The following is a 15,893-nucleotide window of genomic DNA, read 5'->3' as shown; positions in this document are numbered from 1 at the left end:
CCACTGGCCCGGGCGTTTTCATTTGGTACGGCATATTGCCGGGCCGAAGCCCGCGCCGGTTACCCCGCCCGTTTCAGATCCTCGATCATCGCGTTGATATTGCCGCGACGCCGGTCGAGCATCGCGCCGATCTCGGCCCGTTCGGAGGCGAGCATGTTCACGCCCTCGACGATCAGGTTGAAGAACTTGTCGCTGCCAGAGCGATCCGAGACCTGCCACAGCACCTCGAACGGCGCCTGCCCCGGCAGGGTCGCGAGCGTCTTCACCTCGTAGAAGGTTTTGATCGGGCGGGCGCCCTGAATCTGGAACTTCGCGCCCTGGAACTCGCGGAACCGCTTGCCGTATTTGCGCGAGAGGTAGCCCTGGAACGCCTTGGTGAAGGCCGCAAGCTGCGCCGGGCTCGCTTGCCGCGCCGCCACGCCCAGCGCCGAACGCGCGATGACGTTCACATCCGCATATCGCGCGAAAATCCGTTCGAACATCGCGTAGAGCGCGGGCCCGGTGCGCCCCGAGGCAATGGCTGCGTTGACCTCGTTCACCGCTTTCTGGATCAGCGCGCGCGCCTGCGCATCGGTCAGCGCATATGCCGACCCCGGCACCATCGCCGCCGCCAGACCCGCCGCGCCGAGGCCCAGAACCTGCCGCCTATTGCGGCAGAAGGTCTTCGTAGGGATCGTAGGCATTCGCATCGGTGGCCTCCTCGCCATTGAGTTCGTAGCGTCGGTTCTGCAGGTACAGAAGCCGGCTTTGAGCATAGCTGTCGGCACTGTCATACAAGATCGAATCGACAGTGGTGCCATACATGTTGCGCTTCGCGACATTGCCTCCGAAGCGTAGCGCCCCTGCGGCGATGCGCTCCTTGTCGGGCAGCGCGCCCAGCGGGTCGATCACGAAATCGACGACCATCCCGACTGTATCACGCGTCGTGGACGGCCCGAAGACCGGCAATTCCTGATAATTGCCTTCGCCCACGCCCCAGACATGCAGCGTCTCGCCGAAATCGGTATCCGTCTCGGGCAACGAGAAATCCGTCCCCGCCGGATCGAAAATCCCTCCCAGCCCGATCGTCGAGTTGATGAAGAATCGGAAAGTGTTCTTCACCGCCGGCTCGGGCCGTCCTTGCAGCAGAGAGTTGAGCACTTTGCCCGGCAAGCTGAGATTGCTGCCGACATTATAGAGCGTTTTCGTCACCGGCCCGGGGCCACTGCCATCGGTCAAATCGGAGCGGAAGAAGGCTGAATCGAGCTTCTTGTTGAACTCGTGCGTCTTGCGATTGGTAGCCTCGTAAGGGTCCTGAATGCCGGTCGCGGGCGGCGCAGGCGCGCAGGCGGCCAACCCCAGCGCAAGCGCCGTCATCGTAGCCACCGCCGACCACCGCACGCCGATGCGCGCCGAGGCCCTCTTTTCTAATTCCTGCGCCAAAGTCGCTCCCCCCTGCGTTGCGGCTTAGGTCCTGAAATAGATAGGGCGCATCCGGTCTTGCCGCAACGCGAGTCGCTCAGAACTCCGGAGTTCCGGAAGAAATGGATCGAATTGACGGGAAAAGGCGCGGGGAAATTAACGCCCCGTTCAGCGCCCTCGCATCACCCTTGCCAAGCGCGGCGCTCCGATCAGCGCCCGTCATCGCGGGGAGAGCACGATGCCATATTCCAACACCGATCAAGCCATCATCAAACGCAACATCGTCAAAGGGCGACGGGAGATGGCCCGGCTGCTGGGCCGGGTACGAAGGCAATTCGTGCTGGTCGCAACATTCGCGGCTTTCATCAATCTGCTCGTTCTCGCGGGGCCGCTGTTCATGCTGCAGGTCTATGATCGCGTGCTGCCCGCGCGGTCCTTGCCGACGCTGAGCAACCTGTTCCTGCTGGTCGCCTTTCTCTTCACGATGATGGGCGTCATCGATTGGGCGCGAGGTCGCCTGCTCGCCCGAATCGGAGCGGATCATCAGCGCGGTCTCGAACGGCGCGTGTTCGACGCCGCCATCATCGACGCCACCATCAACACGCAGGAGCGGTCCTCCAACAACGCCCTGCGCGATCTGGAAATCGTCCAGCGCTATTATGCCTCCCCGGTCGCGGCAGCGGTGTTCGATCTGCCCTGGACGCCGCTCTATCTCGGAGTGCTGTTCGTATTCCACCCGTGGCTCGGCGCTCTGGCCTTCGCCGGGGGTGCCACGTTGATCCTGCTGTCTCTTGCTACGCAATTCGTCACGCGCGGACGTATGGAAGAGACGACGCAGCTCGAGAACAAAGCCCGGTATCTCGGAAACGATTTTCTCCGCCAGATCGAAACGGTCGTTTCGCTCGGAATGCGCGAAAGCGGCTTCAAACGCTGGCAAGCGGCGCGGCATGAATCGATGGACAACGCGATTCGAGCCACCGATCTCAGCGGCAGCTTCCATGCCTCGATGCGCGCGCTGCGGATGCTGCTGCAAACCTCGATGCTGGCGCTTGGCGCCTATCTCGTCCTGCAAGGCGAGTTGAGCGCGGGGGCGATGATCGCCGCCTCGATCCTGATGGGTCGATCGCTCGCGCCGGTCGAGCTTGCCGTGGGCGGATGGACGCAATGGCAGCGCGCCTCCGTCGCCCGCGACCGGCTGGCGGCCCTGCTCGGTGCTCACCCGCCCGAGCAAAAGGGCACCGAATGGGTGAGCCCGAAGGCGCGCCTCGCCGTCGAAGACATCACCGTCCGGCCCGCCAATTCCGACAGAGCGGCAATCGAGATGATCAGCTTCTCGCTCGAACCCGGGGAGGCGCTCGGGGTGATCGGCCCGCTCGGCGCAGGCAAATCCGTTCTCGCGCGCAGCCTGTGCAACTTCTCCCACCCAAGCTCGGGCACGATCCGCCTCGACGAGGTGCCGCTGGATCAATATGACCGCGACAATCTGGGGCGGCTGATCGGCTACCTGCCGCAATCGGTCACCTTTTTCCCCGGCACCGTGGCCGAGAATATCGCCCGGCTCGACCTCGCGCCCGACATGGACCGGGTCATCGCCGCAGCCAAGCGCGCCGGCGCGCACCAGATGATTCTCAAAATGCCCGCGGGCTACGACACGCCGATCGAGTTCGAGGGGGCTTCGCTCTCCGATCGCCAGCGCCAGCTCGTCGCGCTTTCGCGGGCGCTCTATCACGACCCGATCCTTCTCATTCTCGATGAGCCAAACCTTTTGCTCAGTGGAGATGCCGGGGCCTGTCGGCACACGATGCTGAGCGATCTGAAGGCGCGCGGCGGCGCGGCGATCGTGATGACCAACAGTCCCGGCGCGCTCGCCGAATGCGAACGCATCCTCGTACTCGATCACGGGGCGCAGCGCGCCCTCGGCGCGCGTGACGACGTTCTCAAGCGCATGATCGCCTCGGCCACGAAGGCCCGCGTGGTTCCACGCGCGGACAGCGCCGCGTGAGCGACGCCTGCATCCATTCCGGGCAAGGGGGCACCTGCTGCACCCCTTCGCAACATGGCGTCCCGATCAGCTTCGGCCTCGCGGCGATCGTCGCCCTCTTTATCGGATGTGCCCTTTGGCTCACCGTCACCCGGCTTGCCGGATCGATCCAGGCCTCAGGACGGATCGAAGTCGACAGCTCCCGCCATGTGATCGAGCATCCGAGCGGCGGGACCATCGAACAGATCTATGTCAAAAGCGGCGATCACGTCACCCGCGGCCAAGTGCTGATGCGGCTTGCCTCGGACGACATACGGACCGAACTGGCCATCGTCGAAGCCTCGGATTTCGCCCTGCAGGCCCAGCGCGCGCGGCTGCAAGCCGAACGGGACGGCGCGAACACGGTCCCTTACCCGAGGCAGCTTTTGGAGGCGGCCAAGCTCCGCGCGGATGTCACCGATCTGGTCGAGCGGCAGAATTCCCTGTTCGAAGCCCGCAAACAGTCCTTCGCTCAGCAACGCGCCGAAATGGCGCGGCAGCTGCAGCAAATCCGCGCGCAGCGCGACGGGCTCGATGCACAGGTCACAGCGCTGGAACGCGAAGAGCGGTTGATCGAAAAAGAACTCGCCCTCCGCGAACGGCTGAAGGATCGCGGCCTCGCCACATCGGCGCAAATACTCGGCCTCACCCGCGAGCAGGTCTCGCTGGAGCGACAACTCGGCGCGTTAAGCGCCCAGAAAACGCAGCTCACGGTGCAAAGCGGCGGCGTGGTGCTCACCGCGTCGCGGCTGCAATGGCAACGCCGGGAGGAAATCGAGTCACAACTTGAATCCAGCAACGCCCGCGCCATCGAGCTCTCTGCGCGCACCACACATCTGCGCCACGAATTGGCGCGGCGCACCCTACGCGCGCCAGTCAGCGGCACGGTGCACGATGTGCGCCTGCGCGGCGCGCATGCGGTGCTGCGCCCGGCAGAGATGGCGATGGCAATCGTAGAGACCGGGCGGCCACTCATCATAAATGCGCAGGTCGATCCGACCAATATCGACGGGGTGGCGGCAGGCCAAACTGCGATCCTCCGCTTTCCGGGACTGTCGCGGCGAATCTCGAGTGACGTGACAGGCACTATCACGCGTATTTCCCCGGACACACTGACCGATCCGGCGACCGGGAAAAGCTATTTCGAAGTGCGGATCACCTTCGATATGGACGAGCTCGACGCGGAAGAACGCAGGCTGCTCGTGCCCGGCATGCCCGCCGAGGTCTTCCTGCAGACCGCACCGGTCTCTCCGATCCGCTACCTGCTAAGCCCGTTCCTCGATTTCTTCGCACTTGGCGGCGCAGCGGGGTGACCTCCCGCGCCGACGCGGTCACAACCGATCGAGCAAGGCGCGTGTCGGCCATCCATCCGCGGGCAGTCCGAACTTCTCTTGCGCCGTCTGGACCGCGTTGCGGGTGTTGGCGCCGAGGATGCCGTCGACCGCACCCACGTCATAGCCCTTCGCGACCAGCTTCTCCTGCAACCGCTTCATCTGCGACACGCTCAGCCCCGGTTCGGGCGCACCGGGATCAAGGCGCGGCGCCCCTTCGAGGCGCGTCGCGAAATAGGCGGCGCTGGTGACGTAGACGAAGCTCTTGTTCCATTCGAACAGCACACGGAAATTCGGATAGACGATAAAGGCTGGCCCCTTGCGCCCCATCGGCAAAAGGATCGACCCGCGCAGGTTGCGCGCAAGCTGCCCCTGTCGCGCACGCACGCCGCGCGCCGCCCATTCGGAAACCGGCAATTCGGTGGTGAGCCCGGTCTGGGACCAATCGAGATCGTTGGGCACAGTCACTTCCTGCATCCACGGCTCGTTCGGGCGCCACCCCAAATCGCGCAGCATGTTGGCCCCCGACATCAGCGCATCGGGCGCCGAGGTCTTCAGGCGCACATGCCCGTCGCCATCGCCATCGACCCCGTTGTGCAGGATGTCCTCGGGCAGCATCTGCACCTGCCCGATCTCTCCCGCCCAGGCACCGGTGGTTCGCTTGGGATCGAAATCGCCGCGCCGGAACAGCTCGCCCGCGGCAATCACCTGCGGGCGGAACAGCTCGGGCCGGCGGCAATCATGGGCCAGCGTCAGCAGCGCGTCGCGCGTGTTGAAATCGCCCTGCACCGCGCCGTAATCGGTCTCGAGCGCCCAGAAGGCCAGCAGCACCCCGCGCGAGACGCCGTAGGTCTGCTCCATCCGGTCGAAGGTTTTCGCATAACGCTTGGCGTTCTTCGCCCCGTTCACCATCCGGTTCTTGCTGATCACCGCGCTCGCGAATTCGAGAAAGGTTTTGCGAAACACCCCCTGCGCCCGGTCCGCCCGCAACACGGCCTGATTCTGCCGCGCACCGGCGAGGAACGCATCGGCCTGCTGCGCGTTCAATCCAGCCGCCTGCAGATCGCTGCGAATCCCGGACAAAAAACCGGACCAGCTTCCGCCGCACTCGGCATGGGCAATACCGACGTTGAACATGGGCGAGAGAGCGAGGGTCAGGGTGAGCAGAGCTTTACGCATCAGTGCCTCCGGGTTGCGCGGTCACCCTCGACGCTATCTCGCGCGGTCCAGCGCGACAACCCGATGCGGCGGCCATGCAAGCCGTTGCAATTTCAGCACTCTTTGCAGCCGCAGAATCGGATCGTCTGAATGGTTAACTTGCTTTTTACATTGAGGTGATCAGCATGGATCACGGGGAAGCTGTTGGAGGATGTCATGGAATTCCTGCCTAAGGAGGTCCTTGAAGGACTGCGCGCCGCGCAGAAGCGCGATGCGGCGAAAAAGGCACGCCTGCGTGTTCTGGCGGGCGGTCAGATCTGGCCGGTGCTGCGCCGGGTGCCCGGAGGATTCGCGTTGGATGCAGACGAGGTCACGCATTTGCGCGGCCATGTCGATCTTTACGACGGCGCCAAGCACGTCGCGACCTGCCTGATCGTGGCCTCGGAAATTCAGGGGAACGAACTGATCTGCACGGTGAAGCGCGAAACCCCTGTCAGCGATCGCGCGGCGCTCGATTTTGCGCAGGAAGGGCCGACGCTATCGGGCTACCTGACGAAGATCTGAGCGCGACCGAGATTGCAAAGGAAAGGGCCGGAAAACCGGCCCTTTTTCATTGTAGATCAGAGAAAGCGGCCTGCAGGCGATCGACCGCTTCGCGCACCCGCGCACGCGGCGTGGCGAGGTTGAAGCGCAGGAATTTCTCTCCCCCCGCGCCGAAAGTCGCCCCGAAATTCACCGCGATCTTCGCGTCCTTCAGAACACGCGACTTGTATTCCTCGGGCTCCATTCCAGTGCCGGAGAAATCGACCCAAGCGAGATAGGTCGCTTCGAGTGGCATCGAATGCAGCCCCGGGATCTCGGCGATCCCCTGATCGAAAATCCGGCGGTTCTCGTCGAGATAGGCGTTCAGCTCATCGACCCACGCCGCCCCCTCGGGGCTATAGGCCGCCGTCGCCATCGCGATGCCGAAACTGTTGGGCGAGATCCCCAAGGCGGCCATCCGCGTCGCGAATCGGGCGCGCAGATCCGGGTCCGAGATGATGACGTTACCCGTATGCGTGCCGGCAATGTTGAAGGTCTTCGTGGTGGCCGTCATCATCACCAGCGGCAGATCGGGCGCGGCATTCGCCATCGGGATATGAGTTTCGCCCGGCATCACGATGTCATGGTGAATCTCGTCCGAGACCAGCACCAGCCCATGGCGCTTCGCGAACGCTGCCGTTGCCTCAAGCTCCGCGCGGGTCCAGACGCGCCCGCCGGGATTATGCGGCGAGCAGAGGACGAGCATTTTCTCGGAGCCGGTCATCAACCCGTCCCAGGCGTCGAAATCCATCTCGTAGCGGCCATCGACCAGTTTCAGCGGGCATTCGCGCACCTCGCGCCCGGCCGCGCGGATAACCCGCGCGAAGGCATGGTAGACCGGCGTCATCAGAACGACCGCATCGCCCGGGTCGGTATAGGTGTCGACGCAAAGCGCCGTGCCGTTGACCAGACCGTGGGTCGTGAAGATCCAGTCCGGCTCGATTTCCCAGCCGTGGCGCTCGCGCATCCACCACTGGATCGCGGCGCGATACTCATCCTCGCCGCCCCAGTACCCATAGATACCCTGCGCGACCATTTCCTCGAGCGCGCGCTGCACGCAGGTGGGCGGGCGGAAATCCATGTCCGCGACCCACATCGCGATCCCGTCTTCCGGAGAGACCCCGTAATACTTTTCCATCCCGTCCCATTTCTGTGAATGGGTGCCTACGCGGTCGATGATTTCGTCGAAGTCGGGTTTGCTCATCTGGGCCTCTCATTGGTCGGATCGGGCGCATCTGAGCAAAAGCAAAGCCGGGTTACAAACGGCGTTTTGTCACTGGCACAATCACCGCTGCCATTGCACAGACGCATTGCTTCGCCTAAATCCCTGCCCATGACGCTACGACCGATCCTGATCCATCCCGATCCGCGCCTGAAAAAGGTTTGCGAGCCGGTGCCCGAAGTTAACGACGAGATCCGCAAGCTCGCCGATGACATGCTCGCGACCATGTATGACGCGCCCGGCATCGGCTTGGCCGGGCCGCAGGTCGGCGTGATGAAGCGGATCTTCGTGATGGATTGCGTGAAGGACAAGGAAGCGGCCCCCGAGCCGATGGTCCTGATCAATCCCGAGATCAGCTGGACTTCGGAAGAGACCAATGTCTACGAGGAAGGCTGCCTGTCGATCCCGGATCAATATGCCGAGGTGACGCGCCCCTCCGAGGTGCGAATGAAGTGGCTCGGCCTCGACGGGCAAAGCCATGAAGAACAGTTCGACGCGCTCTGGGCGACCTGCGCGCAGCACGAGTTCGACCACCTCAACGGCAAGCTGTTCATCGACTATCTCGGTCCGATGAAGCGCAAGATGATCACCCGCAAGATGGAGAAGCTCAAGCGCGAGCGCGCCCGTGCGGGCGCCGCCAAGGATCCGATCCTCTGATGGCTTCGCGCGCCTTCATCCCCTATGACGACCGCCGCCTGCATCGCCCGGCCGAGCCGGTCGAGACGATCACCGAGACCGTTCGGATGATCTGGGACGACATGGTCGAGACAATGGACGCAATGCCCGGCGTCGGGCTTGCAGCTCCCCAGATCGGCATCATGATGCGGCTCGCGGTGGTCGATGCATCCGACAAGCGCGGTCAGGCCGTGCGGATGGCGAATCCGGAAGTGCTTCATGCGTCGGTGCAGATGCGCAAGCATGAAGAGGCCTCGCCGAACCTGCCGGGCATCTCCGCCCCGATCGAGCGGCCTCGCGCGGTGACGGTGCGCTTCCTCAATGAGGACGGCGAGATGGAGGACCGCGATTTCGTGGGCCTCTGGGCGACCAGCGTCCAGCACCAGATCGACCACCTCAACGGCAAGATGTATGTCGATCATCTCTCGCCCTTGCGCCGCAAGATGCTGGTGCAGAAGTCGAAGAAACTCGCGAAAGGCTAAGCGATGCGCGTCATCTTCATGGGAACGCCGGAGTTCTCCGTCCCCGTTCTGGAGGCGCTGGCCGGCGCGCATGAGGTTGTCGCCGTCTATAGCCAGCCGCCCCGCCCTGCCGGTCGCGGCAAGAAAGAGCGCCCCTCTCCGGTTCATGCCAAGGCTGAGGAACTGGGGATTGAAGTGCGCACCCCGCGGAATTTCAAAGCCCCCGATGATCGCGAGGCCTTCGCCGCGCTGAACGCCGATATCGCAGTCGTGGTGGCTTACGGGCTGATCCTGCCGCAGGCCATTCTGGATGCGCCCGCGAAGGGCTGCCTGAATATCCACGCCTCGCTTTTGCCGCGCTGGCGCGGGGCGGCCCCGATCCACCGGGCGATCATGGCGGGCGACAGCCAGACGGGAATCTGCATCATGCAGATGGAGGCCGGGCTCGATACCGGGCCGGTTCTGCTGCGTGAGGCGACCGAGATCGGCGCGACCGAGACCACCGGCGAGCTGCATGATCGGCTGAGCGCGATGGGCGCGCGGCTGATCCTCGACGCGCTGTCCGAGATCGACTCGCTGATCCTGCAACCGCAGCCCGAGGATGGCGTCACCTATGCCGCGAAGATCGACAAGGCGGAGGCGCAGGTCGATTGGACGCGCCCGGCGGATGAGGTGATCCGCCATATCAACGGGCTCTCGCCCTTCCCCGGCGCCTGGACCGAGATTGCGGACGAACGGATCAAGCTACTGCGCGCCGCCCCGGCAGAGGGAAGCGGCGCACCGGGCGAGATCCTCGACGGGTTTACCATCGCCTGCGGCACGGGCGCGCTGGAAATCCTCGAAGCCCAACGCCCGGGCAAGCGTCCGATGTCCGGCGCCGACGTATTGCGCGGCCTGCGCCTGCCTGCACGCCTAGGCTGAGCGCAACAGCCTTCCCAAATCGCGGAAGTTGCGGCAAACTTGTGGAAAAACCACAAGGAGCAGTCGATGACCCCCAATTTGATGGAATTCGCCTGATGGGCGTGCTGTTCGGCTTTCTCGCAACGGCGAGCAGTCGTATCGTCGGGATAGGCTTCGCGCTCGCGGTCTGGCTCATCTCACGGCCCGGTGGCTGGGCCGTGCTCGTGGTGCTGACGCTGCTCGCCTTGCGCGTCTTTCCCGGTAATCAAGTGTGAGTTCAGAAGGTCGAGGCCCAGATGTATTTCCTTAATTCCCTAACCGGCAGCGATATCGTGATGATCGCCGTCGCGGTTCTGTTGATCCTGTCGGTCTTCCTCGGCGTGCGGATCGTGCCGCAATCCGAGAAGCACGTCGTGGAGCGCTTCGGGCGGCTGCGCGCGGTCCTTGGCCCCGGCATCAACTTCATCGTGCCGTTCCTCGACCGGGTGCCGCACAAGATCTCGATCCTCGAGCGTCAGTTGCCCAACGCGATGCAGGACGCGATCACCGCTGACAACGTGCTGGTGAAGGTCGAAACCTCGGTCTTCTACCGGATCACCGAACCGGAAAAGACCGTCTACCGCATCCGAGATGTCGACGCCGCGATCGCGACGACCGTTGCGGGGATCGTGCGCTCCGAAATCGGGGTGATCGAACTCGACGAGGTGCAATCGAACCGCGCCCGCCTGATCGAGAAGGTCCGCGAACAGGTCGCCGTGATGGTCGACGATTGGGGGATCGAGGTGACGCGCGCAGAGATTCTCGACGTCAATCTCGACGAGGCGACCCGCGCCGCGATGCTGCAACAGCTCAACGCCGAGCGCGCGCGCCGGGCGCAGGTGACCGAGGCCGAAGGCAAGAAGCGCGCGGTCGAACTCGCCGCCGAAGCCCAGCTGTTCCAGGCGCAGAAAGAGGCCGAGGCGCGCCGCATCTCGGCCGATGCCGAAGCCTATGCTACGGAAGTCGTCGCGCTGGCGATTGCGAAGAACGGCTTGGAAGCCGCGCAATATCAGGTCGCGCTGAAACAGGTCGATGCGCTGGCTCAGGTGGCCAAGGGCGAAGGCAAGCAGACCGTGATCCTACCTGCAGCAGCCCTCGAGGCCTTCACCGACGCCTTCCAGCTTCTGAGGAAAGCGTGATGGACCTCTGGCAACTTCCGTGGGTCTGGGTTCTGGCCGGTCTGGTGCTGGGCGGAGCCGAGATGATCATCCCCGGCTTCATCTTCCTCGGCTTCTCGATCGGGGCGGTGATCACCGGCGGCCTGATCTGGATCGGCATCGTCGGAAAGTCGGTGCCGATCACGCTGATCACCTTCGCGGTTCTGTCGATCATCGCATGGCTCGCGCTGCGCAAACTGATGGGCGTGCGGCGCGGTCAGGTGAAGCAATGGCATGACGATATCAACGAGAACTGAGGACCTGTGACGAAACCGCTGCCGGCGACTTCCCGCGCATCGCGGGAACTGGAAGCGGCCTATCGATGTTCTCTCGCCAATACAGAGAGATGAAAATCGACAGGAGATCATCATGTCTGACACGCATAATCACGAACGCTCGGGTCTGGGCGGCATCTATTTCGTTCTGGGCGCGGTCGTCGTCGCCCTAGGCATCGTCCTTTGGCTCATGATGTCGCCCGGGGACGAAAGCGCCAGCACTGCGCCCACCGAGAGCGATGCGAGCGCCACCTCGGTCACGATCGAGAACAACGACAACGCAGCCCCGGCGGATTCGTCGAGCGCCGACGCCTCGGGCGATGCGGCAGCCAGCGACAGCGGCAGCACCGACACGAGCGGCGCGTCGGCTGAGGCCACCACGCAAAGCGGCGGCTCGAACTGATCCCGCTTTCGAAGATCACGTGCAAGTGAAGCGGCGTCCTGCGGGGCGCCGTTTCATTTTGCGCCATGCTCCGCCTATCTGATGACGGGAGGAGGAACGCAGGTCAAAGCCTCGCGTTTCCTTTACCGACGGATCAAAGCGAAGAGGCGAGCAAGAATGGCCAAGGATTCGAACCGACAGAGCAGTATCGGCGGCCTGATACTCACCCTAGTTGCGCTGGTCGCGGCACTGGGTGTCGTGGTCTGGCTCGTTGCCGATACGCCAATCGACGGGGGTGACGACGCCGCCACCGATCCGCCGAGCGAGCAGCAGATGTCCGACCCGAACGCCGCGAAGGTCGACGTGGCGCCCGAATCGAAGACGAGCGGCCCGGCGACAGGCGGCGACGGCCAGTAAGAAATGTTAATCAGCCGCGCAGCTCTTGAAGGATCGCTTCCGCCGCAGCCCGCGGATCGGGCGCGCGGTGGATCGGGCGACCGACGACGATATGGTCGGCCCCTGCGCCCACGGCCGCCGCCGGGGTCGCGATCCGCTTCTGATCGCCAAGATCGGCCCCGGTCGGACGCACGCCCGGCGTCACGATCAGACGGCCCTCCGCCTCGGGCAGCGCGCGGATCATGGCGGCTTCCTGCGGCGAGGCGATCACGCCATCCGCACCCGCCTCAAACGCGCGCCCCGCACGTTCCGCCACGAGATCGCTGATCGCGCCATCCTTGATCAGCGCACCGTTCAGGTCCTCGCGGTCGAGCGAGGTCAGGATCGTCACGGCGAGGATTTTCAGATCGGTGCCCGCCGCGCCTTCCTTTGCGGCCTTCACCACATAGGGGTCGCCATGCACGGTGAGGAAATCGAGGTCGAACTGCGCCAGCCCGCGCACGGCGTTCTCGACCGTCGCGCCGATATCGAACAGCTTCATGTCGAGGAAGATGCGCTTGCCCTGATCCTGCTTCAGCTCGCTGGCCAGCGCGAGGCCGCCGCCGGTGAGCATTCCCAGACCGATCTTGTAGAAGGACACCGAGTCGCCCAGCTGGTTTGCCAGCACGAGGCCTTCATAGGCGCTCGGCACGTCGAGGGCGACTATGAGACGGTCGTCGGCGGGCAGGGTCATGTCGGTCATCGCGGGGCGCTCCTTTTCAAGATCGCCCCCTGATGCGGATCAATCACCGCTACGTCAAGCCGTTCGGGGAATCACAGCCCGCCGATGCCACGACGTTGCGCTTCGCGGGTCAGCGCGCGGGCAAGCTGGCGATGCGAAATGTCGGGGCTGGCTTCTACCCGAACGGGCACCCGCAGCGGCTGCGCGATCCCGGGGGTGAAGAATTCAACGACCGCCTCGAAACGGCGCTGCGCGGCGTTGTAAATCAGGCGCGCGATGCGCGTGGCGCTGGCATGATGCATCCTCGGAGCCTCCTGCGTGGGTGTCCTTGCGTAAACGCTAAACCTTGCGTTTTGGTTTCCACCTGCGGCGAAATGGTCGCCATAAAGCTCTTGAAGCGGGATGCGCCACATCCCATTTTTCATATCGAGACCCGGTCAGGACGGCGCCTAATATAGGGCCAGACACATCCCGGGGGCTTTAAAAAAGGAGAATGCCGATGAACATGGAGAAGTTCACGGAGCGGTCTCGCGGTTTCCTTCAGGCCGCGCAGACGATCGCGATGCGCGAGGGTCATCAACGTGTGGTGCCCGAGCATCTTCTGAAGGCTTTGATGGATGACGATCAGGGGCTGTCGGCCAATCTGATCAAGCGCGCCGGCGGCGAGCCTGCCCGCGTACTCGAAGCCGTCGATCTAGCGGTGTCGAAACTGCCGAAAGTGTCGGGCGGCGACGGGCAGGTCTATGTCGAGCAGAGCCTTGTGCGCGTGCTCGACGAGGCCGAGAAGATCGCCAAGAAAGCGGGCGACAGCTTCGTCCCGGTGGAGCGTGTGCTGATGGCTTTGGCCATGGTGAACACGCGCGCCAAGGATGCGCTCGATGCGGGCGCTGTGACGGCGCAGAAGCTCAACGCCGCGATCAACGATCTGCGCAAGGGGCGCACGGCGGATTCGGCCTCGGCCGAAGAGGGCTACGAGGCGCTCAAGAAATACGCGCGCGATCTGACCGATGCTGCCGAGCAAGGCAAGATCGACCCGATCATCGGTCGTGATGACGAGATTCGGCGCACCATGCAGGTGCTGAGCCGTCGGACCAAGAACAACCCGGTTCTGATCGGTGAACCCGGCGTGGGTAAGACCGCGATCGCGGAAGGCCTCGCGCTGCGCATCATCGACGGGGACGTCCCGGAGAGCTTGCGCGACAAGCGGCTGCTCGCACTCGACATGGGCGCGCTGATCGCCGGTGCGAAATATCGCGGCGAGTTCGAAGAGCGTCTGAAAGCGATCCTCAAGGAAATCGAGGCTGCTGCGGGCGAGATCATCCTCTTCATCGACGAGATGCACACGCTCGTCGGCGCCGGGAAATCCGATGGTGCGATGGATGCGGCGAACCTGATCAAGCCGGCGCTGGCCCGTGGTGAGCTGCATTGCGTGGGGGCGACGACGCTCGACGAGTATCGCAAATATGTCGAGAAGGACGCGGCTTTGGCCCGGCGTTTCCAGCCCGTGATGGTGGAAGAGCCGACGGTCGAGGACACGATCTCGATCCTGCGCGGTATCAAGGAGAAATACGAACTCCACCACGGGGTGAAGATCTCCGACTCGGCGCTGGTGTCGGCTGCGACGCTCTCGCATCGCTACATCACCGACCGCTTCCTGCCCGACAAGGCGATCGACCTCGTGGACGAGGCCGCCTCGCGTCTGCGCATGGAAGTGGACAGCAAGCCCGAGGAGCTCGATGCGCTCGACCGTCAGATTCTGCAGATGCAGATCGAAGCGGAAGCGCTGAAGAAAGAGGACGACACCGCGTCGAAGGACCGTCTCGAGAAGCTCGAGAAGGAACTGGCCGATCTGCAGGATCGCGCTTCGGAAATGACTGCCAAATGGCAGGCCGAGCGGGACAAGCTGGAATCGGGTCGCAACCTCAAGGAGCAACTCGACAAGGCCCGGGCCGAGCTTGATCAAGCGAAGCGCGAAGGCAATCTCGCCCGCGCGGGTGAGTTGAGCTACGGCATCATCCCGAGCCTCGAGAAGCAACTCGCGGCAGCCGACGAGGCCGAAGGCGAGGAGCTGATGGTCGAGGAATCGGTGCGCCCCGAGCAGATCGCCGAAGTGGTCGAACGCTGGACCGGCATCCCGACCTCGAAGATGCTGGAGGGCGAGCGCGAGAAGCTCTTGAAGATGGAAGACGAGCTGCACAAGCGCGTCGTCGGTCAGGATGCAGCGATCACCGCCGTGTCGAACGCCGTGCGCCGTGCGCGTGCGGGGCTGAACGACGAGAACCGCCCGCTGGGCTCGTTCCTCTTCCTCGGCCCGACCGGCGTGGGTAAGACCGAGCTGACCAAGGCCGTCGCGAATTACCTGTTCGACGACGATCAGGCGATGGTGCGGATCGACATGTCCGAGTTCATGGAGAAGCACTCCGTGGCGCGGCTGATCGGTGCCCCTCCGGGCTATGTCGGCTATGACGAGGGTGGCGTTCTGACCGAAGCGGTCCGGCGGCGTCCCTATCAGGTCGTGCTGTTCGACGAGGTCGAGAAGGCGCATCCGGACGTGTTCAACGTGCTGCTGCAGGTGCTCGACGATGGTGTGCTGACCGACGGTCAGGGCCGCACGGTCGACTTCAAGCAGACGCTGATCGTGCTGACCTCGAACCTCGGCAGCCAAGCGCTCAGCCAGCTGCCGGAAGGCACGGATGCGGGCGAGGCCAAGCGTCAGGTGATGGATGCGGTGCGGGCGCATTTCCGCCCCGAATTCCTGAACCGTCTCGACGAGATGGTGATCTTCGATCGCCTGAACCGCGAGAACATGGACGGGATCGTGGAAATCCAGCTCAAGCGGCTGGAGAAACGTCTGGCGCAGCGCAAGATCACGCTGGATCTGGACGAGTCGGCCCACAAGTGGCTTGCCGATGCGGGCTACGACCCGGTCTATGGCGCACGTCCGCTGAAGCGGGTGATCCAGCGCGCGCTGCAGGACCCGCTGGCCGAGGCGATCCTTGGCGGCGATATCATGGACGGTGCGACGGTCGAAGTCACGGCAGGCCCGAACGGCCTGATCGTCGGCGGCCACAGTGCGCCTCTGGGTGGCACGAAGCCCGCCGATGGCGTGCCGCTGCACTAAACCCAGCTGAAAACCGATTGAGAGGGGCGGAGCGATCCGCCCCTTTTTCATC

Annotated in this window: 18 protein-coding genes; 12 read left to right on the top strand and 6 right to left on the bottom strand. The window is 64.0% G+C overall.

Features of this window, described 5'->3' with window-relative positions:
* Nucleotides 1-59 precede the first annotated feature (59 nt).
* Complete coding sequence (locus F8R15_RS12145) at nt 60-683, bottom strand: phospholipid-binding protein MlaC (RefSeq protein ID WP_078541733.1); 624 nt, start codon at nt 681-683, stop codon at nt 60-62.
* Nucleotides 646-1,356 carry a VacJ family lipoprotein gene (locus tag F8R15_RS12140; protein WP_152844766.1) on the bottom strand — a complete coding sequence of 237 codons (711 nt, stop codon included), beginning with the start codon at nt 1,354-1,356 and terminating at the stop codon, nt 646-648. Before F8R15_RS12140 ends, F8R15_RS12145 begins: the two co-directional genes overlap by 38 nt.
* A gap of 283 nt (nt 1,357-1,639) precedes the next feature.
* Between F8R15_RS12140 and F8R15_RS12135 the strand changes: the two genes are divergently transcribed.
* Nucleotides 1,640-3,403: a type I secretion system permease/ATPase gene (locus F8R15_RS12135; RefSeq protein ID WP_152844739.1), complete on the top strand. Its 1,764-nt coding sequence runs from the start codon at nt 1,640-1,642 to the stop codon at nt 3,401-3,403.
* The gene (locus F8R15_RS12130) at nt 3,400-4,734 is read left to right on the top strand and encodes an HlyD family type I secretion periplasmic adaptor subunit (RefSeq protein WP_152844738.1); all 1,335 of its coding nucleotides are present in this window, start codon (nt 3,400-3,402) and stop codon (nt 4,732-4,734) included. The genes F8R15_RS12135 and F8R15_RS12130 overlap by 4 nt, the downstream gene beginning before the upstream one ends.
* 18 nt (nt 4,735-4,752) lie before the next feature.
* Here the strand turns inward: F8R15_RS12130 and F8R15_RS12125 are convergent, their stop codons facing one another.
* On the bottom strand, nt 4,753-5,931 hold the full coding sequence (locus tag F8R15_RS12125) for a lytic murein transglycosylase (protein WP_152844737.1): 1,179 nt from the start codon (nt 5,929-5,931) through the stop codon (nt 4,753-4,755).
* 195 nt (nt 5,932-6,126) lie between these two features.
* On the opposite strand from F8R15_RS12125, the gene F8R15_RS12120 reads away from it, so the two are divergent.
* Nucleotides 6,127-6,474 (top strand): hypothetical protein, encoded by a 348-nt coding sequence (locus F8R15_RS12120; RefSeq protein WP_078522381.1) that lies wholly within the window; start codon nt 6,127-6,129, stop codon nt 6,472-6,474.
* Nucleotides 6,475-6,520: 46 nt separating this feature from the next.
* Here the strand turns inward: F8R15_RS12120 and F8R15_RS12115 are convergent, their stop codons facing one another.
* A complete protein-coding gene (locus F8R15_RS12115; protein WP_152844736.1) occupies nt 6,521-7,696 on the bottom strand; it encodes a MalY/PatB family protein in 1,176 nt (391 codons plus the stop codon).
* Nucleotides 7,697-7,825: 129 nt separating this feature from the next.
* Here F8R15_RS12115 and def (F8R15_RS12110) point away from each other — a divergent pair, with 129 nt between their 5' ends.
* The 8 genes from def (F8R15_RS12110) to F8R15_RS12080 all read left to right on the top strand — a co-directional run bounded on the left by def (F8R15_RS12110) (nt 7,826) and on the right by F8R15_RS12080 (nt 12,020).
* Nucleotides 7,826-8,371 carry a peptide deformylase gene (gene def, locus F8R15_RS12110; RefSeq protein WP_075775430.1) on the top strand — a complete coding sequence of 182 codons (546 nt, stop codon included), beginning with the start codon at nt 7,826-7,828 and terminating at the stop codon, nt 8,369-8,371.
* Complete coding sequence (gene def, locus F8R15_RS12105; protein WP_078522379.1) at nt 8,371-8,871, top strand: peptide deformylase; 501 nt, start codon at nt 8,371-8,373, stop codon at nt 8,869-8,871. The genes def (F8R15_RS12110) and def (F8R15_RS12105) overlap by 1 nt, the downstream gene beginning before the upstream one ends.
* Nucleotides 8,872-8,874: 3 nt before the next feature.
* A complete protein-coding gene (gene fmt / locus F8R15_RS12100) occupies nt 8,875-9,771 on the top strand; it encodes a methionyl-tRNA formyltransferase (protein ID WP_152844735.1) in 897 nt (298 codons plus the stop codon).
* 95 nt (nt 9,772-9,866) lie between these two features.
* Nucleotides 9,867-10,025: a hypothetical protein gene (locus tag F8R15_RS21465; RefSeq protein ID WP_168175220.1), complete on the top strand. Its 159-nt coding sequence runs from the start codon at nt 9,867-9,869 to the stop codon at nt 10,023-10,025.
* A 21-nt stretch (nt 10,026-10,046) separates the two neighbouring features.
* Nucleotides 10,047-10,928: an SPFH domain-containing protein gene (locus F8R15_RS12095; protein WP_078541726.1), complete on the top strand. Its 882-nt coding sequence runs from the start codon at nt 10,047-10,049 to the stop codon at nt 10,926-10,928.
* Nucleotides 10,928-11,203, top strand: a complete 276-nt coding sequence (locus F8R15_RS12090; RefSeq protein ID WP_078522376.1) for an NfeD family protein — start codon at nt 10,928-10,930, stop codon at nt 11,201-11,203. The genes F8R15_RS12095 and F8R15_RS12090 overlap by 1 nt, the downstream gene beginning before the upstream one ends.
* A gap of 112 nt (nt 11,204-11,315) precedes the next feature.
* A complete protein-coding gene (locus F8R15_RS12085) occupies nt 11,316-11,624 on the top strand; it encodes a hypothetical protein (RefSeq protein WP_078522375.1) in 309 nt (102 codons plus the stop codon).
* Between the two features lie 156 nt (nt 11,625-11,780).
* Nucleotides 11,781-12,020, top strand: a complete 240-nt coding sequence (locus F8R15_RS12080) for a hypothetical protein (RefSeq protein ID WP_078541725.1) — start codon at nt 11,781-11,783, stop codon at nt 12,018-12,020.
* Nucleotides 12,021-12,030: 10 nt separating this feature from the next.
* Here F8R15_RS12080 and pyrF read toward each other — a convergent pair whose 3' ends face one another.
* Nucleotides 12,031-12,732 carry an orotidine-5'-phosphate decarboxylase gene (pyrF, locus tag F8R15_RS12075; protein WP_078570847.1) on the bottom strand — a complete coding sequence of 234 codons (702 nt, stop codon included), beginning with the start codon at nt 12,730-12,732 and terminating at the stop codon, nt 12,031-12,033.
* A gap of 80 nt (nt 12,733-12,812) precedes the next feature.
* A complete protein-coding gene (locus F8R15_RS12070) occupies nt 12,813-13,022 on the bottom strand; it encodes a hypothetical protein (protein ID WP_152844734.1) in 210 nt (69 codons plus the stop codon).
* A gap of 197 nt (nt 13,023-13,219) precedes the next feature.
* Between F8R15_RS12070 and clpB the strand changes: the two genes are divergently transcribed.
* Complete coding sequence (gene clpB, locus F8R15_RS12065) at nt 13,220-15,841, top strand: ATP-dependent chaperone ClpB (protein WP_152844733.1); 2,622 nt, start codon at nt 13,220-13,222, stop codon at nt 15,839-15,841.
* Nucleotides 15,842-15,893 lie beyond the last annotated feature (52 nt).

Origin of the sequence: Thioclava sp. JE_KL1, from assembly GCF_009296265.1 — a bacterium.
GTDB lineage: Bacteria > Pseudomonadota > Alphaproteobacteria > Rhodobacterales > Rhodobacteraceae > Thioclava.
The sequence above is the reverse complement of the archived record's forward strand: the minus strand, read 5'-3'. Positions and strand labels throughout refer to the sequence as shown.